This window comes from Desulfocicer niacini, from assembly GCF_054657595.1.
Map to the genome: position 1 here is coordinate 13,754 of NZ_BAAHYK010000027.1, position 22,996 is coordinate 36,749.

16 protein-coding genes and 3 pseudogenes are annotated in these 22,996 nt (G+C 49.6%); 4 read left to right on the forward strand and 15 right to left on the reverse strand.

Annotated features, from left to right (window positions below; genetic code table 11):
- Positions 1-156: 156 nt before the first annotated feature.
- The gene (locus ACYQ2M_RS15130) at positions 157-3,330 is read right to left on the reverse strand and encodes an AfsR/SARP family transcriptional regulator (protein WP_459917201.1); all 3,174 of its coding nucleotides are present in this window, start codon (positions 3,328-3,330) and stop codon (positions 157-159) included.
- 155 nt (positions 3,331-3,485) lie between these two features.
- Between ACYQ2M_RS15130 and ACYQ2M_RS15135 the strand changes: the two genes are divergently transcribed.
- On the forward strand, positions 3,486-3,899 hold the full coding sequence (locus tag ACYQ2M_RS15135) for an EamA family transporter (protein ID WP_459917202.1): 414 nt from the start codon (positions 3,486-3,488) through the stop codon (positions 3,897-3,899).
- A 70-nt stretch (positions 3,900-3,969) separates the two neighbouring features.
- Positions 3,970-4,785 (forward strand): DUF169 domain-containing protein, encoded by an 816-nt coding sequence (locus ACYQ2M_RS15140; protein ID WP_459917203.1) that lies wholly within the window; start codon positions 3,970-3,972, stop codon positions 4,783-4,785.
- Between the two features lie 457 nt (positions 4,786-5,242).
- Here ACYQ2M_RS15140 and ACYQ2M_RS15145 read toward each other — a convergent pair.
- Positions 5,243-5,779: pseudogene (locus ACYQ2M_RS15145) on the reverse strand (ISAzo13-like element transposase-related protein); the annotation flags it as partial.
- Between the two features lie 829 nt (positions 5,780-6,608).
- Here ACYQ2M_RS15145 and ACYQ2M_RS15150 point away from each other — a divergent pair.
- Positions 6,609-7,931 (forward strand): saccharopine dehydrogenase C-terminal domain-containing protein, encoded by a 1,323-nt coding sequence (locus ACYQ2M_RS15150; RefSeq protein ID WP_459917204.1) that lies wholly within the window; start codon positions 6,609-6,611, stop codon positions 7,929-7,931.
- 147 nt (positions 7,932-8,078) lie between these two features.
- Here the strand turns inward: ACYQ2M_RS15150 and ACYQ2M_RS15155 are convergent, their stop codons facing one another.
- The 7 genes and pseudogenes from ACYQ2M_RS15155 to ACYQ2M_RS15185 form a co-directional block, all read right to left on the reverse strand.
- On the reverse strand, positions 8,079-8,843 hold the full coding sequence (locus tag ACYQ2M_RS15155) for an amino acid ABC transporter ATP-binding protein (protein ID WP_459917205.1): 765 nt from the start codon (positions 8,841-8,843) through the stop codon (positions 8,079-8,081).
- On the reverse strand, positions 8,843-9,706 hold the full coding sequence (locus ACYQ2M_RS15160) for an amino acid ABC transporter permease (RefSeq protein ID WP_459917206.1): 864 nt from the start codon (positions 9,704-9,706) through the stop codon (positions 8,843-8,845). Before ACYQ2M_RS15160 ends, ACYQ2M_RS15155 begins: the two co-directional genes overlap by 1 nt.
- A gap of 186 nt (positions 9,707-9,892) precedes the next feature.
- On the reverse strand, positions 9,893-10,750 hold the full coding sequence (locus ACYQ2M_RS15165) for a transporter substrate-binding domain-containing protein (RefSeq protein ID WP_459917207.1): 858 nt from the start codon (positions 10,748-10,750) through the stop codon (positions 9,893-9,895).
- 412 nt (positions 10,751-11,162) lie between these two features.
- Positions 11,163-11,804, reverse strand: coding sequence for a cobalamin B12-binding domain-containing protein (locus ACYQ2M_RS15170; protein WP_459917208.1), 642 nt, complete (start codon positions 11,802-11,804; stop codon positions 11,163-11,165).
- Between the two features lie 277 nt (positions 11,805-12,081).
- Positions 12,082-13,488: pseudogene (mtbB, locus tag ACYQ2M_RS15175) on the reverse strand ([dimethylamine--corrinoid protein] Co-methyltransferase).
- Positions 13,485-14,969, reverse strand: a pseudogene (gene mttB / locus ACYQ2M_RS15180) ([trimethylamine--corrinoid protein] Co-methyltransferase). Before mttB ends, mtbB begins: the two co-directional pseudogenes overlap by 4 nt.
- 25 nt (positions 14,970-14,994) lie before the next feature.
- Entirely contained in the window at positions 14,995-16,422 is a 1,428-nt protein-coding gene (locus ACYQ2M_RS15185; protein WP_459917209.1) for a trimethylamine methyltransferase family protein, read from the reverse strand.
- A gap of 294 nt (positions 16,423-16,716) precedes the next feature.
- On the opposite strand from ACYQ2M_RS15185, the gene ACYQ2M_RS15190 reads away from it, so the two are divergent.
- A complete protein-coding gene (locus ACYQ2M_RS15190; protein WP_459917210.1) occupies positions 16,717-17,505 on the forward strand; it encodes a TrmB family transcriptional regulator in 789 nt (262 codons plus the stop codon).
- A gap of 35 nt (positions 17,506-17,540) precedes the next feature.
- On the opposite strand, the gene ACYQ2M_RS15195 is transcribed toward ACYQ2M_RS15190, so the two are convergent.
- From ACYQ2M_RS15195 to ACYQ2M_RS15220, 6 genes are all read right to left on the reverse strand, one after another.
- Positions 17,541-17,672 (reverse strand): hypothetical protein, encoded by a 132-nt coding sequence (locus tag ACYQ2M_RS15195; protein WP_459917211.1) that lies wholly within the window; start codon positions 17,670-17,672, stop codon positions 17,541-17,543.
- A 190-nt stretch (positions 17,673-17,862) separates the two neighbouring features.
- Positions 17,863-18,498, reverse strand: a complete 636-nt coding sequence (locus tag ACYQ2M_RS15200) for a cobalamin B12-binding domain-containing protein (RefSeq protein ID WP_459917212.1) — start codon at positions 18,496-18,498, stop codon at positions 17,863-17,865.
- An 18-nt stretch (positions 18,499-18,516) separates the two neighbouring features.
- A complete protein-coding gene (locus ACYQ2M_RS15205; RefSeq protein WP_459917213.1) occupies positions 18,517-19,839 on the reverse strand; it encodes a (Fe-S)-binding protein in 1,323 nt (440 codons plus the stop codon).
- Positions 19,814-21,256, reverse strand: a complete 1,443-nt coding sequence (locus tag ACYQ2M_RS15210; RefSeq protein ID WP_459917214.1) for an FAD-binding oxidoreductase — start codon at positions 21,254-21,256, stop codon at positions 19,814-19,816. The genes ACYQ2M_RS15205 and ACYQ2M_RS15210 overlap by 26 nt, the downstream gene beginning before the upstream one ends.
- A 12-nt stretch (positions 21,257-21,268) precedes the next feature.
- The gene (locus ACYQ2M_RS15215; protein ID WP_459917215.1) at positions 21,269-22,069 is read right to left on the reverse strand and encodes an ABC transporter permease; all 801 of its coding nucleotides are present in this window, start codon (positions 22,067-22,069) and stop codon (positions 21,269-21,271) included.
- 28 nt (positions 22,070-22,097) lie between these two features.
- On the reverse strand, positions 22,098-22,994 hold the full coding sequence (locus ACYQ2M_RS15220; RefSeq protein WP_459917216.1) for an ABC transporter permease: 897 nt from the start codon (positions 22,992-22,994) through the stop codon (positions 22,098-22,100).
- Positions 22,995-22,996: the final 2 nt, after the last annotated feature.

A 22,996-nucleotide genomic window follows, 5' to 3' on the forward strand; every position in this document is an offset into this window, starting at 1 on the left:
CCTATATTTTCATTGTGATTATTAATTGAGGGGATTAATTAAATTTCAAGGCATAATCGCGGTGCAGGCCTCAGTCAGCACCGCGATTTCAGGCGGCGAAGCCGCCGTAAACGTTTTCAAATAACCGGCTTGACCGGTTCATTTTGATTGTTGTAATTAAGCATCTTCACCCCTGGACTTCAGTTGGCAAAGAAGCTGCCCGGGCAGGTCCCAGACCCGGAAAAGCCCGGAAAGATTTAGTGGGTGATGACAGATTAAATCCAGGGTCTTTGCTGCTTGCAGGTCCTGGCTGTCCACAACCAAAACCCAGGCCCTGGCCAGCAGGTGCAAAAGATTCAAGTGGGGTTTATGAACCAACGGCAGGGTGGCGGCAGCTGCCCCCAAGTGGAATTTGGCCAATGCCGGATCTTTTTTCAAACAGGCAAGAAAGGTCATTCCCAGGCTGGCCATGAAAAAGGATTGTCCGTTTTCATGGGCCCGGATAAGAAAGGTTTCGGCACGGCCGGGGTGCCCCGCTGCAATTAAGATGACGCCCTTGAGGGCAAGGGTATTTCTGAACCGTGACAGGGCGAGACCTAAATCTTCTGACATATCCAGGGCCAAATCGGTCAAAGCTTCAGCCCCGGCCAGGTCTCCTTTCAGCAGGGAGATCAGGCCCAGTTCCTCGTATGCGGCCATCATGCCTAAGGGTGCCCTGATCCGGCCAAAGGCATCCGCAGCCTCCTGAAGGCGAAGGTGGCTTGATTCAAGGTTACCCTTGCCCAGTTCGCAGATCCCGATATTGCACAGGGTCCATGCCTTTTTAATCTCATCGCCTACTTCGCTCCCGGCCTTATGACCCTGCCAGAAATATTCCATTGCCTTGTCCATCCGGCCCTGGGCCTGCCGACATAACCCCATGCGGACCGTCACCCAGAAGGCCTGTTCAATGCCGGGATACACCTTAAGACTCAGGCCAAAGAGGCGGATGGCTTTGTCCCATGCATTTTCTTTCTGGGCCACAGCCCCCATCAGCAAAAGGGGAAATGCCCGGCCGGACCGGTCTTTTTGTTTTACGGCAAGCCTTAAACACTGCCCGGCCATCTCTTTGAGCTCTGACGTCTGCCGGGCAGAAAGCCGCTGCCTTGCGGCCATATCCAGCCAGCAAAGGAGAATCAGGGACATATCCGGGCAGGGTTCGGTACGGGCCATTTCCATGACAAGGGCTTTGGCCGGTTGAAATAGGGCGCGGCTTTCATGGTACCGGGTATGCATGTCAAAATAGATGTATACACCCTTTGCAGCACGAAGCAGGGTAAAAAGATCTTTTTGGTCCACGGCTCTTTGCCATGCCTGACGGATATTGGGAAATTCCGCATCCATTTTTCTGCGGCAGGCCAACATTGTCTCACCGATCAAGCCGTGCTCATTTTCACGGGCCAGGTATAGGTAATGGTATTTATGGGCATCCAGTATTTCATCCTCTAGGCCGGATGCCGACAGGTGTTTTCGGGCATACTGCCTCAGCAAAGGATGCATTTCAAAACGTCCGGTTTCAGGATCTGCCCGGAGAAGCGACTTTCTTACCAGCCCCGTTGTCTTAAGTGCTGCGGTTTCCGGGTCGATTCCCGCAACCCGGGACACCGCCTTAAGCGTAAAGCTATGCTGAAAAGCGGCAAGCTTCATCAAAAGGTCTTTCTCTTTTTTGGTCAGACAGGACCAGGAGGTTTCAAACATAGCCGATATGCTCTGGTGACGTTTAGGCATATCCCGGATATTGGTCTTTAAGAAATCCAGGCTTTCCTGGATCCTGTCCGCAATTTCTTCCGGGTGGAATACATCCATCCATCCGGCTGCCAGTATCAGGGCAAGGGGCATGCCCCCGGTCAGGTCGCAGATCCGTGATATTGCATGAAAATTATCCTTGTTCAGTTTTACATCCGGCCTGATTCTTTCGGCTGTGGAAAGGAAAAGGGCAACCGCATCCCAGGTTTTTTTCGCTCGGCATAGGGCAGCTGCCTTTTCACTGCTAGCCAAAATAAACCTGGGACGGGAAAGGTCTGATACGCAGAAAAGATGTTCCCCTTCGAGCATGAGCCTGGTTCTTGATGTGACCAGGATTTTAAGAAAAGGGGCCTTTGCCAGCAATTCCAGAACAAGGCCTCCTGCCTGGGGCAGATGTTCGAAATTGTCCATTACCAGCAGAACTTTTCTGTGCTCCAGGAAATTAAATATCTGGTCTTCCAATCCGGTTTTTCTGTCCGAGGCAAGCCCCAGGGCCTTGAGCAGTTCGCTGGCAAGTTCACCGGTTGACCTTAAGCCTGCCATCCCGATAAAAAACACCCCATAGGGGAAATAATCCATAAGATTTTTAGCAAGCTCAAGGGCCAGCCGGGTCTTGCCGACGCCCCCCTGCCCGGTCAGGGTAAGAAGCCGTACTTCAGATGCTGCCATTAGTCCTGCCAGGTTTTTTATCTCATCCTTCCGGCCCACAAAGCGTGTGGACTGGGCCGGAAGCCTGATCTGGGGCAGGGTTGCGGCTGATTTGAACTCCCCGTTCCTGCCGGTTTCCCGGATACGTTCCCCAAGTGCCCTTGTCTCGTCTTCAGGCAGGACGTCCAGTTCCTTTTCCAGCAGGGTTTTACATTTTTCATACTGGCGCAGGGCAACGCCGGGCTGCCCTGTTTTTGCATAAAGGCGGATCAACAGCCGCTGGGCCCCTTCATTCAGGGGGTCCAGGGCGGCCAGTTGCCGGGCATGGGAAAGCGCCTGTGAATATGCGCCCCGGCCCATCCCTGACCGGGTAAGGTATTCCAGGACTTCAGCAGCCCGCTGGCCTAGCCGTTCGGATTGTTCCAACTGCCAGTCCTCAAAATCCGGGGCATCTTTGAGAAAGAACCCCGAAAGAAAAGAAGGCTTGCAGATATGAGCCGCCTCTTCAAACGCCCTGATCTGTTGCGATCTGGTCTGTTCCGGTTTGATCTGCTTTGGGCTGTCCCGCTTTCCCTCCCCCTTGCTCCGGGGAAGCACGGCGGTAAGTTCCAGGAACCGGTTCACATCCACCTGCAGGTTTTCATGGGGCACAAAACCGATGGTCTCCCTGTCAATGTCCAACCAGGACTTGCCCAGCGCCTTTGTTATGAGCGAAAGAGCCTTTCGAAGTGATGCCCTGGACCTTGCCGGGTCGCTTTCCGGCCAGAACATGGTGGCCAGTTTTTCCCTGGAATGGGGTTTGGCGGTAACAGCCAGGTAGGCGACCAATGCGACGGCCTTGCGCCGGCGGATCTTTACTGCCGTACCGTTAACACGGAAACACGGGGGACCGAAAAATAAAAATTCAATCTGGGTCATGGGCTGTTTCTCCTGGGGAAGACTTATATTATCCCCCCGGATTTGGCAATTATTTAATTTGGGACGGTCGTGTCACGCTTTTGGGAACATAAAAGGAACGGTGGTCGGTTATTAAGGGCCTAATTGTTTGAAATTTTAAAAAGGAGATTTTCCAAATGATATCCCAATGGATTCTGCCAGCGTCCCTGACCCTAATATGCTGGGGCGTATGGAGCTTTATCCCTAAAATTACCACCCGGTACATTAGTCCCATGAGTGCCATGATCTATGAAGTCATCGGTGCTATCATTGTCGGAGTCGTAATTCTCACTCGCCTGGATTTCAGGCCGGACATCAATCCCAAGGGCATTTGTCTGGCCGTTGTTACCGGGATCGTGGGCCTTACCGGTGCTCTTGGTTTCCTTTTTGCCGTCAAGTACCAAAAGGTGTCTGTGGTGGCCATGTTTACTTCATTGTCACCGGTGATCACCCTTACTTTGGGATGGCTGGTTCTAAAAGAACCCATTACCCTGAAAGAGGGGGTGGGCATTATCAGTGCCTTTGCAGCCATCTATTTTTTTGTAAGTTAACTTTGTTAGACCCGGATATTCATGACGTTTTAATGAAACCGGGTAAGACTTTTATTTACGGGAGTTCAGCATGAAAAGTACGATTGTGAAAAATCTCAGGCCAGAGTTCGAGCCGGTGGCAGTGGTTTGGAGCGATACCATTCCCGCCGGTTCATTCCAGTACAAAAATGGCAAATTCGGTTGTGTTCTTTATTTATTCGCCCAAGCCAGCACATGCGGCAAAATTGCCGGCGGCAGTCGCGAGAGCATCCTCTGCACAGGCGGTCGCGCAGCATTGGGTTTTGGGACCGATTTCGATGCATCGGATGATCAGTTGGATTTGCATGCCGCCTTGTTTAGCAAGGGGCTGAAATCAGCAGTAAACAGGACCGCATTTCAAGCAACAATGGAGGCCGCGCCTAAGAACTGGCGATCCATGTACGAGTATGGCGAGCGCAGGCATTGTAGTTCGGAATTGGCCAAGGAGTGGATCCTTCATGAATTTCCACGATACGATATTCCGTACAGGTACGTTCTGTTTAAACCTTTGAGCCGCACCTCTTTTGATGAGAATATCCGCGCCATAATATTTCCGGTAAATCCGGTTGAGTTTTCAGGCCTTGCAACGCTTGCAGGGTCGGTCATGCAAGGGACCGACCCTGTTCGGGCTCCCCAGGGTACGGATTGCTGTAGTATAACCGCTTTTGCCTATTCCGAGGCAGAATCAGCGTTCCCCAGGGCCGTGCTGGGCATGATGGGGACCGATGGCCGGGAGGTAATGCGCAGGCGTTTTCGAGACGATATCCTGACACTTACCCTGCCTGCGCCCCTCTTCCTTCGGATGGAACAGGAGGCAGACGACTGCGTTTTTCAAATCCCTTCATGGAAAAAGCTGGTTGAGTGTTGATATCAATGGTGTTCAGGGTAAGGGCAATGGCAATCAGTTTTTTTTAAGCCCTGTCTGATCAGGAAGCAATGGACCCAAGGAAACCTTGTTATCATTTTTCCATAGGGTTTGTTTCTTACATTTGGGCCATTGAGATCATACTCAATAACCTATGCGGAACAAGAACACTTGATTTCGTCCGCTTGAGCGCCTGACACGATAATCGCGGTGCTGGACGTAGTCAACACAGCGATTCACGGCGGCACAGCCGCCGTGAGCTTTTGAAATCTGCGATTTACCCGTCAGTATTTCACTTGTTGAAATTAAGTATCATGACCTCCGAATTCGTGATATTTCATCTTTAAATTCCAGTACTCCTGCAAACTGCCTTTGGACTAACCACGTCACAAGATCGAGGAATTTGTCTTTGAGCCCGGAATCGCCTTTTAGCTCAGGCTTGTGTTCAGCCCAAATGGTTCTATGGCTTTGAGTAAAAATAACCTATGCGTTTAAATTGGTGCGCAAAACGATTCTTGGGTTTAATTTTATAATTCCATTCTCCGTGGAATTCATCCCTAAGAATATTCAAGCTGGCCATTTCTTCATCGGTAACTTTTATTCCAGATTTATATTCAGACGAATCTACATCAGTTTTGATTTTCAACCCCTTCTTTGTAGTTGTATTAACAATAAGATTGACTATTGTTGCAAGGCTTTCCAACGGACGTCCCCTCCAATTTTTACTCATGAAAGAGAACATCTGATGTTCTATCTTGTTCCATTTCCTGGCACCTGACGGAAAATGACAAATTTGGATATCAATGCCCAGTTCGTTCGAGAGATTTTGTATTTCTTTTTTCTTTGCATCGACTGAGATAACAGGTTGCCCGGAGTCTTGAAATTCAGCTACTTGCTCATTTATACAATGGAATTGAGCATCCCTATCTGGATGTTGCTTCCCTTCCAAAATCTTTCGGTTGGCCTGCATGCTGTACCCCATTGTTTGCAATATAGTATGTTTGTTTCACCTGCGCTATCAGCACTTTTTTCTGTTCGACCTTCATGTTTTGGACAATAGTATGAGTGGGTGTTAAAAGTTAAACTTTGTAAATTTGATTTTTGCTCAAGGCCTAATGTGAAAATTGCGTCTGGTATTCCGGTCCTCGTTAATAGTTTTGAAAATTCGGTAGCAACGTTATTTTCAAGGAATGTCTCATCAAAAAGAGAATTGCATAGCTCCCCATACTTACTGGCAAATTTTTCAAAGCCTCTGTGTACAGAATCCCTTAATGACTCCTGAATCGCCTTTGCTGCTTTTTCCTCTTTTTGTCCACCAAGTAAACTCGGTAGCGCTAATTCGTAAATTTTTCCGGCTAATGATAATCCTAAGCAACATTTTGTTTTGATTTTGGCTTGGTGAATCTGTCCGCTCTCAGAGCGTGCCGGATATTTTTAAAAACAGGTTCCACCGTTATCCTCGCACTCTGTGGAGCATATCCGGGAGGAAATAAAGGGGGGGTGTAACTGTTGAAGAAAAATTGACTCATCCGTGGAATATTGCCATTGATGCACTTAAAAATGAAATCACTCTCAATATACCCGGGACTTGATGATCCTGGAAATGGGTGTTATGGTCTGGTCCCATAAAAAACAGGGCTGATTGAGAATAATGGCCTTATCTCTGAAAAATAAAGCCCTATGCTCTGTTTTACCGGGTTAGGTCTCGATGTTTTGTTTCTGTCTGGCCAGCCGTCCGGGCAGGATTGCAACCGTAAAGTATGGGGTTTGTCGGTGGGCCGACATGGCAGTTATTGAAATAATGAAATTTTAAAGCTGGAGAAGGTATGAAAAAAATTCTGGTATTGGGAGCAGGGCTGGTGGCAGGGCCGTTGGTGAAGTATCTCATGGATTCCCCGGATATTGAAGTGGTTCTGGCGGCACGGGATCAGAAAAAAGCGGAACGTCTGGTGGAGGATCACCCCTCCGGAAGCATAATAACCTTGAATATTGATGATGAACCTTCACTCAAAGAGATGATCACCGGCGCTGATCTTGTGATAAGTCTCCTTCCTTGGACATTTCATCCCAGGGTGGCCAATCTGTGCCTGGATCTGGATACCAATTTACTCACCGCTTCCTATGTCAAGCCGGAGATGCAGGCCTTGGATGCCAGGGTAAAAGAAAAGGGGCTGATTTTTCTGAATGAAATCGGTGTGGACCCCGGTATTGATCACATGGCTGCCATGAAAATCATCAATGAGATCAAGGCGACAGGAGGGGAGGTGACCTCCTTTTATTCCTATTGCGGCGGTTTGCCAGCCATGGCGGATAACAACAACCCGCTGGGGTATAAATTTTCCTGGAGTCCTGAAGGGGCTCTGATGGCTGCGGGAAATGATGGTCGTTATCTTAAAGATGGTGAAGTTGTCGAGGTGGCAGGAAATGAGCTGTTTGAACATTACTGGCTCCTTGATGTCCCCGGTGCCGGGGTTTTTGAAGCCTATGTGAACCGGGATTCAATACCATACAAAGACGTTTACAATATTCCTGCGGCCACCAGCATATACCGGGGGACCCTGAGAAACATCAGCCATTGTGAAACCTGGACTTATTTTAAAAAGCTGGATCTATTCAGCCGGGAGAAGCTGTTTGATTTTTCAATTTTCTCCCCGGCCCAGGTGATGGCGCAGGTCATCAACAGTGACGGCAAGGATCTTCAAAGGGATCTTTGCGCCTTCCTGAATGTTCCCCGGTACTCCATCACTGTGAAAAAGCTTGAATGGCTGGGATTGTTCAGTGACGAAAAACTTTCCCTGGGACGGGTTTCCCTGTTTGACATGTTTGTCCATGTTTTAAAAGAGAAGCTGGTTTACAATCCCGGTGAAGTGGATCTTCTGCTCCAGCACCATGAGTTCATCGGCAGTTACCCCGACGGCAGGCAGGAGAAAATTTTTTCCACCATGGTGGATACCGGGATTCCCAATGGAGATAGCTCCATGGCCAGGACAGTGGGGCTTCCGGCAGCCATTGCCGCCCGTCTTATTGTGGAAGGTAAAATTGGCGTGAAAGGTGTCTGCATTCCTGTGATTCCGGAGATATATACTCCGGTGCTGGCGGAACTTGAGACGCTTGGCATCCGTTTTATGGAAAAGAAAATGTCTTTGTGATCTTATCTGCTCATGGTGCTCGTTGGTTATGGCTATCTTCCATAGCGCAGATCTGTGCGGTTAGAAGTTCGGTTTTATTAATAAATTGAATTTATAGCGTTTTAAAAACGGCCAAGGTAGAGTTGCCATGGCCGTTTTTTTAATGAATTAATTCAGGATATGGGCCAGAAATTGTTTGCTTCTTAGCTCTTTGGGATTGGTGAAGATATCTTCGGGCGGGCCCTGCTCAATCCAGTTTCCCCCGTCCATGATCAATACCCGGTGGGCAACGTCCCTTGCAAAGTGCATCTCATGGGTGACAGCCAGGATGGTCATGCCTTCTTCGGCCAGCCGTTCCATAACATCCACCACTTCCCCCACAAGTTCCGGGTCCAGGGCTGAGGTGGGTTCGTCAAAGAGCATGACGTCGGGTTTCATGGCAAGGCTTCTGGCAATGGCCACCCGCTGCTGCTGTCCGCCTGAAAGCCTCGAGGGGTGAACATCCCTTTTATTGGAGAGTCCCACCCAGTCCAGGAGTTCTTCTGCATAGGGAATGGCTTCGCTTTTGGATTGCCCCAGCACCGTTACCGGACCTTCAATGACATTCTCAATGGCCGTCATGTGGGGAAACAGGTTGAAGGACTGAAAACACATGCCGGTTTTTTTGCGGATCTGGAGGATTTTTTTTTCTTCCTCTTTTGTTGCTTTGCCTGCGTTCACACTGAGTTTATCCACGGTGATGGTGCCAGCCGTGGGTGTTTCAAGGAAGTTGATGCAGCGAAGCAGGGTACTTTTACCAGAACCTGAAGGTCCCAGAATCACCACTACTTCTCCAGCTTTAACCTCGAGGTTGATGCCCTGGAGCACATGGATGTCTCTGCCGAACACCTTGTGGAGATTTTCGATCTTCACCATTGTTTTTTTTTCGTTCATCAGTGGGTCCTCCTGTCGCCCCGGGCCATGTGTGTTTCAATTTTTTCCTGGGCATATTGAAGAATAACGCACATTACCCAGTAGATGAAGGCGACCATGATCAGCATTTCCAGGGATTGAAAATATCGCCTGCCGATTTTGATGGCCCGGTAACTCAACTCCCACACGCCCATGAGGGAGACCAGGGAAGAGTCCTTTATCATGGCGATGAACTCATTGGAAATGGGGGGGATGATGATGCGCAAGGCCTGGGGAAAGATGATGCGGCGCATGGCCTGGGATTCAGTCATGCCAAGGGCCTTGGCTGCTTCTCTCTGGCCGATGGTGATGGACTGAATGCCAGCCCGGACGGTTTCGGTCATGTAGGCCCCGTAACAGACACCCAGGGCCAGGATACCCGCAGGGATGGCTGGCAGGGTCAGGAGATTTTGAATGCCATTAATGCCAAGGTCCTCCAGGGCTTTCCCCAGCTGGGGAAGCGCAAGATACCACATGTACACCTGCACCAGAAGGGGGGTTCCCCGGATCAGGGAGACATAGGCAGTGGCAATGCTGTTGGCAATGGGATTGCGGGATAGTCTTCCCAGGGCACCCAGGATGGACAGAATGCAGGCAAGGGAGATGGCAAGAAAGGATACCAGCAGGGTAAATCCCATACCGGTGAGGATGAATCCCACCCACTTGGCCATGAACATGAAATCAAGCTTAATGATGAAAAACAAAAAGAAAATAAAAGCCGTCAGCGCCATTAATGCGATGGTGGTGTTTCGCTTAAAGCGTGTCTGTCTGTTCTCAATCTCTTCAAGCACGGCATAGGCTTCAGGGGGGATGGTACTGCCACCTGCCTTTTGGGGGTCACTCATGGGGAAACTCCTTCAAAATCACGTGGGAAGCATAAAATTTTAACGGGCTTGATCACGAGATCGGCCAGCCGTCATGGGGCAATAAGCCAAGCCTGCCTCCTTTTACAATGGCCGATGTTGTGGGCTTCAGCCCAATTTTAACAAAGGGGCAGGGCTGGTGAAAATCATACGCCTGCCCCTTTTTTTTTATAACTTGGGAATCAGGTTTGTTCCGTAAAAATCCATGGACATTTTCACAAGCGTTCCGTCTTTGTACATGGAGTCAATAATTTCATTGAGTTTTGCCAGCAGAGATTCACTGTTTTTACGGCTCTTGTCCAGGGCCACACTTAGGGGCTCATAATATGTGGGTTCACCCAGCATTTTAAGGGGGCAACCGGTGCCGCATCCGCTTTTAATGGATTGGGCCAGGGTCTGGCGGGAGGTAAAAACCGCATCCAGTCGGGCACCATCCCCCAGGGCCAGATCTTCGATTTGATTGGCATCGGTGGGATAGGTTTTTAAGTTGTCATGGCTGGGTTTCCAGGAGAGATAAGTGATTTTGGTGTCCTGGATATCAAGATCCTGCTGCAGGAATCGTTCGTTGGTGGTTTCCGAGGCAACTCCAATTCTTTTGTCCTTTAAGTCGTCAATGGTCTTGATGGTGGTGTTGTCTTTGTGGATGGCGAACTGGGCCGGAGAGCTGTAGTAGGGCATGGTGAATAACAGGGCATTTTTGCGCTCTTTGGTGGGGGTCATGGATCCCACAGACATATCCCAGCGTTTACCCCATTTGCCGGCGGTGATGAGGTCCCAGTCCGGCGTAATGAATTCAACCTTGACACCCAGGCGTTTGGCAATTTCCGTGGCAACACTGATATCAAATCCTTCCAACTCGCCTTTTTCATTGAGAAAGCTCTGGGGGGCATAGTTGGCGTCGGTGGAGACCTTGATGACGCCTGCAGCCATGATTTCGTCAAGAACTGTTCCTGCAGCCATGGTGTTTTGTGCAGAATAAATCAGCAAGCCTGCCACGAGTAATCCCAAAAATAAATTTCTTTTCATTGCACTACTCCTTAAATGTAAGATGGTTATGGGTCACCAGGGAATGAAAATTACGATCACTCCCCAATGAAAATAATTTTTGTGATCTGATTATGGGATGACTGAAGAGCTGTTTTGTTTCGAAACCCCTTTTTAATCACAGGACGACTATACCATGGAAGTGGTGGTTGTTCTAATGAAAAAACAGAAAAAGTCATAATAACGCATTGAATTTTATGGATGTCTCAATGGTTGAGTGATTTCTTAATGGATGTTTCAATGGTTTAAGTTTTATGCCGTACAGGTTCCTCAAAGGTCACAGTTGTGGTGAAATCCAGTACCGTCTTTTTCTGTGATAATAATCCTTAGGGATCGGTTTCAACGGCTGGATTCTCTGGCTGGATGGGATGTCCGAGGCCAGTTTTGCGCTCATTTACCCTGCCAGCAGTTCCCTTGCGATTCTAACGCCATCTCCGGCGTTTTCAGCAAAAGCATCTGCGCCAATGCGTTTGGCCCATCTCCGGGTCACCGGAGCGCCTCCCACCATGGTTTTGAATCGGCCTTTCAAACCGGCTTTTACCAGCTCCTCTTCCAGTTTTTTCTGTTCCGGCATGGTGGTGGTCAAAAGAGCGCTGGTGCCTATTATGTCGGCATTGAATTTGTCTGCCCCGTCAATGAATTTTTCAACGGACACATCCCGGCCAAGATCTTTCACTTCAAATCCGTTGGCTTTGAACAATGACACCACAATGGTTTTGCCTATGTCGTGGACATCCCCGGCCACGGTGCCGATGATGATACGGCCGCCGGCACTGGAGTCTTTTTCCGGAATGGCTTCATTGATCATATCCGTGGCCGTCTGCATGGCCGTTGCAGACTGGATCAGTTCGGGCAGGAACAGAGTGCCCATGCCAAAAAGTTCTCCTACTTTGTTGATGCCCGGGATGAATCCCTTGTTGATCAGCTCAATGGGATCAATGCCTTCTCCCAGACCCTTTCGGGCGGCCTCTTCTGCAAGCCCTGTATCCCCTTTGACAATGGAATCCATAGCCTGTTCAAATATCTCAATGGTCATTTTTTATCTCCTGAATTCATAACATAGCGATCTGGCGTTTGAAAAGGCAGCCTCCAAGGCAACCTCAGCAGAGCCGCCCCCCCCGATGGGCAATAGGAACCGGACAATTGAGCTGTCTACAGTTCCGGTCCGGGCCCCCATTGCCCGTCGGGGGGGGGGGGGCGGCGGCATATCGCCATTTTAATGTTTCGTTGTGTCCGATAGGACATGCCCGTTATATGAAATTAATTCACCGCCCGGATTTGAATCAGAGCGGTGATTTTTCTTGCTGGGTGGATTAAAGGCCCAGCTGGGCCTTGAACAACTCCACCGACCGGATTTTGATGTCCAGCAGTTCGGCAATTTTCATCTTTGCGCGAATGCCCTTGGGGCTGCCTGCAATGGAGGTGACGGTGCCGAGTCCCAGGTCCTTCCTGAGTTCGCGCATCACCTCTTCATTGGTCAGATCAAATACTTCAATCCCCAGTTTTTCTGCAACATATGCTTTGGCATCATTTATTTTCATCTTGCGGGTCATTTGCATCCAGGCAACCAGATCTCCGGCTGTCCGCATGCCGCCCATGCATGATGACATGATATGTGCAATGGCCATTCCCATGGGATCTCCGACGCCAATCTACAGCCCGTCGGCTTTGCCGATCTGCACCAGGGCCTTGGAGACCCGGGTGACACAGTCAATGGGAGGTTGTTCCATCATGGGAATACCGCACACACCCATGCCCACGTTGGCGTGAACCGGGATGGTGGCGGCATCCGTTGTGGCCTTTAAAAAGGTGACGGCCCGGGCCAGATTCCAGGGAACTGATTCCGTGGTGGACGTGTTTACCGCCATGCCGTAGATGTCGGCCCCGGCTTTTTCAACGGCCTTTACCTGGTCGATGGTGTACATGCCTGCGATACGTTTATCGTCGTAGGTGAGTTGACCGTGCATGCCCAGGATGAATTCACCTGCCCCGCCCATGAGGATGGGTAGATCGGGAAATTTCGCCTTGAGTCGTTCAACCCCTTTAAGGGCTGCCAGAAAGTCTGCATCCCCTGCGGATCCGGAGGTGTCAAAATTCAAGCCCTCAAGGCCCACTTCAGCAAGTTTGGAACCCACAAATTCAAGGTCATCTGCCAGGTATTCACAGGCCTGTTCCTGGGCGCGTCTGGCCTCTTCAATTTTTCCCAGGGGCATCAGCTCTGCGGCATTGGGACAGGGGCCGTCGGGCTGGAAATAGAGCCCCATGTTGGGCTGGGCACCATAAAAGAAGGGTGCCGTGGTGGCCTGGGAGATATTGTAATAGTCGTTGGCCTCAAAATTGATGATGCTTTTGACTGGCTTGTAGGAATAATCGCTGTGACCAAGGGAGGTGGTGTCTGCCCCACAGGCCCGTTCATAGGTCAACACTGCCTGTTGACGGCTTAAAGGCGTACCCACACCACCGCCGTCCTGGCCCGAATAAAAACTCATGGTGGTGCCGTCATCGGAAACCACCACCTCCTCACCGGGGTTGACACTTACAATGCGTGAAGGTTCGGCCAGGATATCAAACAGTTTTTGCTGATCCGCTTGGCTCAGCTCCGGCACGCCCAGGCGTTTGGCCGCATCGGCACAGCCGTCCTGGATGTCGTCCATGACATCCTCGACATCCATCCAGAGCCGTTCACCATCCCCCATGCGGGTTAAAATCTGGTTGCTCATGTGTTGTCTCCATTTAAAATACCCATCTCCCGTTCCGTATCCGCCACAATGGATCTGATGGTGGCAAGTACATCGTCGGGCAGGGGGGTGGGCGTATGATTTTCAAGTATGGTTCTTACCTTGACCATGGCCCGTTCATAGGCTGTGGTGGCGCCTGCCTTTTCCCAGGCGCCTCTCATTTTACGGTCCATGATTTCAGGTCTTGACTGGGATCTCATCCATTTAAAGGTGTGGGGGTTCATGAGGTAATCACCGCCGGGACCTGTCTCCTTGACAGCATCCACGGCAAGGGTTTCATCATTCACCGGTATTCCCTGTACCGTATGTTTGATCATCCGTGCAAACTCGCAGTCCAGAACCAGCTGACCATAATCAAAGGTGATGCCGCTTTCCAGCATCCCCAGACCGTATATCATATTGGCACCTGCCAATGCGGGTATCAGTCCGGTTAATGTCTTTTCATGGCCTGTCTGGGTATCAGATATTTTGCTGTCGCCCTAACCACCGGCGACATAGCTCGGAAGTGCATAATACCTGGCAAGTCGCGCCACGGCTCCGCTGATCAGCGCGCATTCGGGGGTTCCTACGGTGGCGGCGGCAAGCTTGAGATCCATGGCTGTGGTGGAGCTGCCGTAGATCACCGGGGTGCCCCGGCGCGTCAGCTGAGCCAGGGTTATCCCGGCCAGGATTTCAGCGTTGTGGTTTACCAGGGTTCCCGCCAGGGTCACAGGAGAGGTGCCGCCAGCCATGGCCATGGAGAGAATGTTGCAGACCACGTTGTTCTTGGCCGACTCCATGATGATTTCACAGCAGTCTGCAATGAGTTTCAGGGGACTCACCGGGCAGGTGGTGAAGGATACCAGCCGTCGTTTTGCAAAGGCCTCTTCGCCGCCGGCAATGGCCTTTCCCATATCAATTATTTTGTTGAGAAATTTGCCGTTCACCGGTCCAAAGGCACAATGCTTGGTGGTGTTGGTGAGATAGGCTTCGGCATTGTGAAGGGCCACGGTGTTTTGGTTGACGTCATGGGCACCCAGGGCCTTTTCACAAAAATCTATTTCATCCAGAAAATCAATGACCTTGGCTGAATCCACCACATCCTTTTTAAAGGGGGGGCGGTTTTCCCCGGTGTAGGGATCATTGATCATCACCCCTTCACTGAAGTTGGTGAAATGAACCCTTGTGCTCTCAAGGACAATGTCATGCTTGGGGTCCCTGCCGTGCAGGATTACCTTGGAGGGTGCCCACCTGATGGCATCCTCCACCACATGGGGGGGAATCTTTACAATGCGGGTCTCCCGATTTACCATGGCATGGCCCGCTTCAAAGCGGTCCAGAGCCTCGGGATCCTCCACAAAGACGCCTGTTTCGGCCAGAACCTCTAGGGTCGCCAGATGAATCTCTTCCAGCTCATCCTCGGTGAGGATGTTGAGACTCAGCCCGGAACCCAGCAATCTTCCGGCGTGTAGGTTTCGTTTCATAGGAAATTATTCCTTTTGGGTTAAATCAACTGTTTGAATAATCTGCAATAAATTGCGTTCCCTGTGCCATGAGTCCATCGTGGTCATCAGGTGGGACTAATCTTTCAATCATTTGGTGGGTGTATTCCCGCAGTATTTTCCCCGTATCCGGGCACTGCTGGGTCTGCCACTGCTCCAGGGTATATCCCGGCCATATGGGGCTTTCAAATCGGAATTCCCGGAATTTTTTCCCGGTTGAGGGGGCACCCAGGTAATTTCCGGCGGATCCCATGGTATTAATTTCATCCAGGCCCACCGCTTCAGCGTCAATGGAGAACCCCTGGTTAAACATGCGAGAGAGGCGGATCACCTCGTTGGCGTATACCACAGCAGCCGGGCTGAAGGCCATGGAGTCAAAATTGCCTCCCACAAAGGGAGCCAATCCTGCTTTGCCCATGGTGCTTGTGAGATGATTCATCCAGAAGGTCCCGCTGGCCAGAAGATCCGGTCCCCAGCCGGTTCCACTGCCGGAAGTCCCGGAGTGGGGGATAGCGTAATAATCCATCATCTCAGCGCAGGCAAGATTAATGAGCATGGTGTGGGGGGTGTAAACACTCATCATGTTTTTCATGTCAAAGCCTGCCGGGAGACTGCCGGCTATGACCGTTGTGCCTTCCTTGACAATCTGGGCAAAGACGATGCCGGCCAGAAGTTCGGCATTGAGAAGGGCCAGGGTACCCCCTGGTGTAATGGGGGCTGTGGCGCCGGACATGCCGTAGTTGTTATAGATAAAGGGCAGGCCCCGACGGGCGGTGACCATTATTTTTTCGGCGGTCTCTTCATTGAGTACCAGAGGGGTGATGGGATTAAAGTAGGGAATTACAAAGGGTTTTTCACTGAGGTTCCCGTGGAGGGATTCAAACATGTCCAGTGCCGGTTCAAAGCAGCTGCTTTCTGAAATCAGCAGTACCAGAGGTTTTGTGGTATTGGCCACCATGGAGAGGCTGGCATAAAGATCGGCACTTTTGGGATCCAGATCCTGGGCAATGCCCGGGGTGGATATCACATCAAATTGTTCCAGGGTATTGCCCAGGCGCACAGCTGTCTCCATATGTTTAATGGAAAAGGGGCTGGTGCGATCCGTTAACGGGTCCTGGTAGTGCAGGTTGGTCACCCCCACCCCGAATCGGGTGGATTGCTGGGAGGGGCCACCCAGGGTAAACCGTTTTTCCCCGGTGCGGTTGTGAACGGCAACGCTGGATGGGGCCGTATTCAGGGCCCACTGTACCAGTTCCTCTTGTATATAAACCTGGTGATCCTCTTCAATGCGGCAGGAGTGCTCGTCAAAAAGCGCAAGGGCTTTGGGGCAGTCCACTCGGATACCGGTGGTGGACAAAATTGCCAGGGACTGTTGATGGACCTGTTGGATTTGATCCGGTGTTAAAAGATGAAGAGAAGGTGCTACAGTAACCATGGGTAGTGTTCCCCTTTCTAAGTTTTATCGGCGACGCCAGCGCATTTTTGTTGATGTTGCCACTGTAAGGATAACATTCCTATATCAACGCTTGAGTTTCCTTGTCAAGGGAATATTCTCCTTGTAAATAAAGTCTTTTTTCTTTGATCATGACCGGTAATGATGTTGTTGCTTTGGTTGCAGGATCATAATCTATCATTGTTGTAAACTTGTTTATGGTGTTGAACCAATATTAAAAAAATGTTACTACTCACCCGATAACCTTTAAAATGTGAAGATATTCGGAGGAAAAACGTGATTAAAGACATAACAGAGCTGAATGTGGGACTTTCCAAGTACGTCATCACAGCATATAAATCTTTGCTGGGTAACCATCCGGTGAATGGATCCCAGCTGAGCCGTAACTCCGGAATTCCCAGGGCCAGGATTTATGATGTACTTCGCACGCTCAAGGACAAGGGCTTTGTGGTGGAGTCCAGCCAGGGCATGTATACTCCCATTCCTTCCGGGGAGCTTATCCAGCGCTTGCGCCACGATTATGAGGCGGCATTGACGCTCCTGGAAACCGAATTCAAGGATGCAGAACAGGAAGCAGGCAGTGACGTTATCTGGCGGATTAAAGGCCATGTCGCTGCCATGGGTAAGGCCAAAGAGATGATTGATGCGGCAGAGGAGGAGATCTATGTCCGGCTCTCCCCTGAGGAGGGTATGTATCTCAATGGACCTTTGAAAGAGGCGGAGCAGCGCGGTGTCCAGGTTAAGTTCATCTCCCTTGCCCCCATGGAGATGATGTTTGATATCCAGGTGAATCATCCCCAGTCTGAATTGGATGAACCCGGCCCCAAGCATCGCTATTTTGATATCGTTGTGGATCGAAAGGAGATGCTTTGCGGCATGTTTGTGGCAGGGGATGAGGCCAATGCCGTTCTCAACTGGGGAAGAAATGAATGGTTTGTCACCTCCGGCCGGGACAGTCTTCGTCATGATTTTTACCATTATTTTCTCCATAAGGTTGAGAGCCTGAAACAGCCCCTGTCCGAGTCGGACAAGAAACTTTATCGTTTGATCCAAAAAGATATGTAAAACATTGAATGTGTGCCGGGGTCATACGAATTTCATCAGCTCTCGATGGCACCGGCTTCCTGTTGTTTTTTGACGTCGTTGATAATATAGTCTGCATTTCGCTCTGCCACAGCCGCCTGGACTAGCTTTCTGGATGTGTTAATTCTTTCTCCGATTACTTCAAACATTAAATATTCTCCATATAACCCCACGGGCGGATCTTATTTCGTCTCCTTGGTCTGCCCACAACGAAGCATGAAAGAGTGTTAGGCTTGCCTAGTCTTTCTTATAAAACCTACATGGCTGTGAGCACCAGCCACAACGAAAAATGAAGCTCATATGATTTCAGTCTATTGGGCGGAGTTTCATATAAAAAGATTATTTGGCTGCAAGTGCCTTTGCCATTTTGGAAGCAGAGCCTGCATCAGGAGCAAAGCCGTCTGCACCGATTTCATCACAGAATGCCTGGGTTACCGGGGCACCACCAATCATGATTTTTACTTGATCCCGCAGACCGCTTTCCACGATGGCATCAACGGTTTTTTTCATCATGGGCATGGTGGTGGTCAGAAGCGCGGAAAGACAGACAATCTGAGCATTTTTCTTTTTAATTTCAGCCACGAAATCTTCGGGGGCGATATCAACACCCAGGTTATGAACGGTCATGCCGGCACTTTCCATCATCATGCCCACCAGGTTTTTTCCGATGTCATGGAGATCTCCCTTTACTGTTCCGATGATAACGCTGGCACCGCCGTCCCCTTCACCCTCTCCCAGTAGGGGTTTAAGGGTTGCCACACAGCTTCCCATGGCCTGGGCTGCCATTAAAACTTCGGGGATGAACATATCACCGTTTTCCATTTTTTCACCCACCAGATCCATACCGGCGATGAGTCCTTTGTTAAGGATCTCAGTGGCGGGTACCTTTTCTGAGATTGCTGTGTTTACCAACTGGGTCACTTTGTCTATGTCACAGTCTACCAGGGCTTCAATCATTGCGTTAAAATTTGCCATGTTTTTCTCCTTATATTGTTATTTTTGATGTTCATTTGAAAGACGATGGGAAATCAATTCTAAAATATGATAAACTTCCATGTCGTTTTCCTGTCTTGCCAGCCCATCCTTAATTTGAATCATGCATCCCGGGCAAGCTGTGGCCACCACCTGGGCTGATGAATCCAGGATATTTTTGGTTTTTTTATGTAAAATGGTCAGGGAGGTTTCAGGGTGAGTCAGCCCGTAAGTTCCCCCAGAACCGCAACAGCGGTCAGCGTCGGCCATTTCAACAAAATCGTTGCCGAAAACGGTTTGCAACAAGCGGCGGGGTTCGGCTGAAACTTCCTGTCCCCTGATGAGGTGACAGGGATCGTGATAGGTGACCAGTAGCCTGGGGGTTTGTTTCAGGTGTTGCTGAATCTGGTGCAAGCCGATTTTTTTCACAAGATATTCGCTGATATCATATGTTTTATGGGCCACAGCAAGGGCTTTGGAATAAAGGGGGGAGCTTTTGTCAAATAGTCCCGGATAAATTTTTTTCAGCATATATCCCCCGGAGGCACAGGCGGTGACTATGTCATGGGGATAGTTATATAAGGTAAGAATGTTTTTCCGGGCAAGTTCCCTTGCGGTTTCCAGGTCCCCACCTACTTCAGCAGGGGCACCGCAGCAATTTTGACGGCGGGGAATGATTACATCCGTTTGAAACCGGTTCAGAACCTTTACAATGGATTCTCCGATGTTGGGGTAAACATAATTAATGAGACATCCGGTGAAAAAAACCGCAGTTTGGCGCGTTTTCCGTGCAGGATTTTTTTCGGGTATTGTATTGCGAAAAGAATGATGGACCAAGGCCGGGATATATCGATCTCTTGACACCAATGGTAAAGGAAAGCGACGTTTGAGCCCACTTTCCCGGGGAATTCGTTTAAACAGCAGATATTGTGAAAAAGAGCCGCCAAGGGCAAATAAGTCCATGATTTCATGCCCTTGAAGAAGCATTTGGTGGGCCAGTTTCTTGACAAGGGGTAGTCCCTTTTCCTGTCTTTGCTGATTTCTGGCGGCCAGAATGATACGATCCAGCCGCACACCACTTCCACAGTTCTCCACACAGGCAAGGCAGAGAAGGCAATTGTTAATCACCTCTGAATAGGACGTGTTTGATCCCATCTCCCCCTGGAGAACGGCCCGGGTTAAGGCCACTTTTCCCCGGGCGGAAAATTTTTCCCATTTAAGAGAATCAAAGATCGGGCAAACGGCTCGACATTCTCCACATCGGGCGCATTTTTCCAATTCCGATGTGATTTTTTCCAGATGAGATATTCCGGGCAGTTTATTTTTTTGGGTGTTCTTGTTCATTAAAGCTCACAGTTTTGTGGGAGGGGGGCTGATCCGGCCCCGGATCGAAGGAAAAAATTTTTCCTGGATTGAGAATATTATCGGGGTCCATTGTTTTCTTAAGGAGCCGCATGAGATCAAGGGTGGGTGGATCAATGTTCAGACCTATTTTATTCTTTTTTACAAGACCAATGCCGTGTTCAGCTGCGATGCGGCCTTCCATTTTTACTGTTTCCTTGAGAATCTCAATGCTGGCAGCCTCCACCATGTCCATTGCAACGGTGCCGTTTTTTTCCACCAGACTTACATGAAGGTTTCCATCACCGGCATGGCCGAAATTGACGGCAAACAGTCCATAACGTTGGCAGATTTCATCCATTTTTTCGATGATATCGGGTATGCGGGTTCTGGGGACAACCAGGTCTTCGCCATCCCCCCGTATGGGAAGGTGGCTCAGGGCCGCGGATATGGATCTGCGGATTTTCCATAGATTTTGACGTTCATTTTCGTTGCGGGCCACCCGGATATCCATGGCATTATTTTTTTTGCAAATGATTGCCAGTTTTTCCATGGCCGTGTTTAATTCCGAGTCAAATCCATCCACTTCAATGAGCAAAAATGCCTGGGCATCCTTGGAAAGACCCACATTCAGGTAGTTGTCCACCGCTTGAATGCAATGATGGTCCATAAATTCCAGGGTGGTGGGGACTATTCGGCTTGCAATGATGTCCACCACGGTTTTTGCCGCCAGGTGGATGCTTGGAAAGGCGGCTGCCATGGTTTTCCGACTTTCCGGAAGGGGAATCAGTTTTAAAACGGCCCGGGTGATAATGCCCAGCGTGCCTTCGGATCCCACAAAAAAACCGGTCAGGTCATACCCCACCACATCTTTGATGCATTTGGAGCCGGTGTGGATTACTTCCCCTGTGGGCAGTACCACCTCAAGTTCCATGATATAATTGCGGGTAACACCATATTTAACGGCCCGCATACCACCGGCATTTTCTGCAATATTGCCACCTATGGTGCACGCGTTCATGCTGGCGGGATCCGGGGGGTAGAACAACCCTTTTGCTTCCACAGCCTTGTGGAGGGTTGCCGTGATAACGCCGGGTTCCACAACGGCATACATGTTCCCTGTGTCAATTTCCAGAATCCGGTCGAATCTGTCCATTAAAAGTACAATACCGCCTGAACAGGCCAGTGCACCGCCGGTATAACCGGTGCCTGCTCCCCGGGGAATGACCGGTACCTTGAATCGGGCGGCAAATTTCATCAGCCGGGAGATCTGCTTTACGGTGCTGGGGATCACCACAGCATCGGGTAGATAGCGGGTTTCGGTTGCATCGTAGGCATAGGTCAGAAGATCCGCCGGGTCATCACTGAAATTCTTGGAACCGACGATTTCAATTAATTCATCTTTATAGGCATAGGCCATGGAAAAGTATCCTTACATCTGGGTGATTTTATTCACACCGATGAATTTAGCTCCGGCACCAATTCCCACCAGGGTAAAAAAGATCATCACCGTGGAGACGGCTGCAACGATGGGTGTCACCTCATATTTTAGTGAGTTCCATATTTGCACCGGCATGGTGGTGGTGGTGGGATCCGTGACAAAAAGGGCTATGTTGAATTCTCCAAAGGAGGTGATGAAAGAAAAAATCATGGCCGTGAACACACCGGTTCGTATGCAGGGCAGTGTGATGGTGAAAAAGGTTTTAATGGGGCCTGCGCCAAGATCTCTTGCCGCATCTTCAATGGTGAAGTCATATCCAGACAGTACCGCCTGTACCAGTAAAAACACTGTGGGGATTCCCCAGAGGCAATGCCCGATCACCACTGCGGCATAGGTGCCGCTTAGGTGTATCTTGTGCAGGAAGATGAGTAGGCATATGCCAATTATGATTCCTGGGACCAGAAAGGGCATCATGATGACGAGGTTGATAAGGTTCCGACCCGGGAATTTTTTCCGCATGTATCCCAGGGCGGAGAGGACGCCTGCGGTGGTTGATATGACCATGGTTGCAGCAGCCACCAGCAGACTGTTTTCAAATGCCATCATCCATGTATAATCATTGAAAAATTCCAGATACCACCGGATGGAAAAACCGTTCGGGGGAAAAACAATGTAATTGCCCTGGTTAAAGGAAACAGCCACGGTGATCCAGATGGGAGTCAGGATGAAACCCAGAACCATCATTGTTATAAAGAATAGACAGATTGTCGGTATATCAAACTTTTTTTTCATTTGAGTTACTCTCCCCATGCCAATGGCATCATCGTGTGATATTGGAACGGCTGGAAAGCCAGTTGTTGATTAATAAAACAGAGACACTTATGGCAAAAAGGACAAAGGCCATGGCGGCACCAAAGGGCCAGTTCAACATGCTCAGCATCTGGTCCGCAATTTCAATGGAGATGGTCCGTTGGGAAGAGGAACCCAAAAGGGAGGGTACGGCATACTCACCCACGGACCACACAAAGGCAAACAGGCCCGCCACGGCTACCCCTGGTAGGCTCAGTTTAAAGGTGATTTCATAAAATGTTTTGATTCTGCCGGCACCCAGATCCCTGGCGGCTTCAAGGAGGGGCCATTCAATCCCTTCCATTACGCTGATCATGATGAGCAAAATCCATGGGAAGACATTGTCCAGCAGTCCGATTACAACAGCGGTGGTTGAAAAGACAATGGACAGGGGTTTTTCAATTAGATTGAGTGATAACAAAATTGAATTTAAAAGTCCCTGACTGCCAAGGATGACAAACCATCCGTAGATGCGGACAATGAGATTGGTCCACAGGGGGATGATCAGGAGAAGCAGAAGAAACATTTTCCACTTTCCTGTCATGCATGAAATGTAATAAGCCACGGGATAACCGAGAATTAAACAAAGCATAGTGACCGCAAGGGCGATTTTTATTGTGTACCAGATAACCTGCAGGTAAAAGGGATCGGTGAGAAATTTAATATAATTTCCCAGGCCGATACCGGGTTTAAAAACGCCCATCTCCACATATGAATAAAAACTTATGCGAAGTAGAGAAAGGATGGGGATAAAAAAGAAGAACAAAACTATTGCAACTGCCGGTAGGAACATTATGAAAAATTTATTTTTACGATATATCTCATGCATTTTTTCCAGCAGACTGTTTTTTTTGATGGCACTTTCCATTG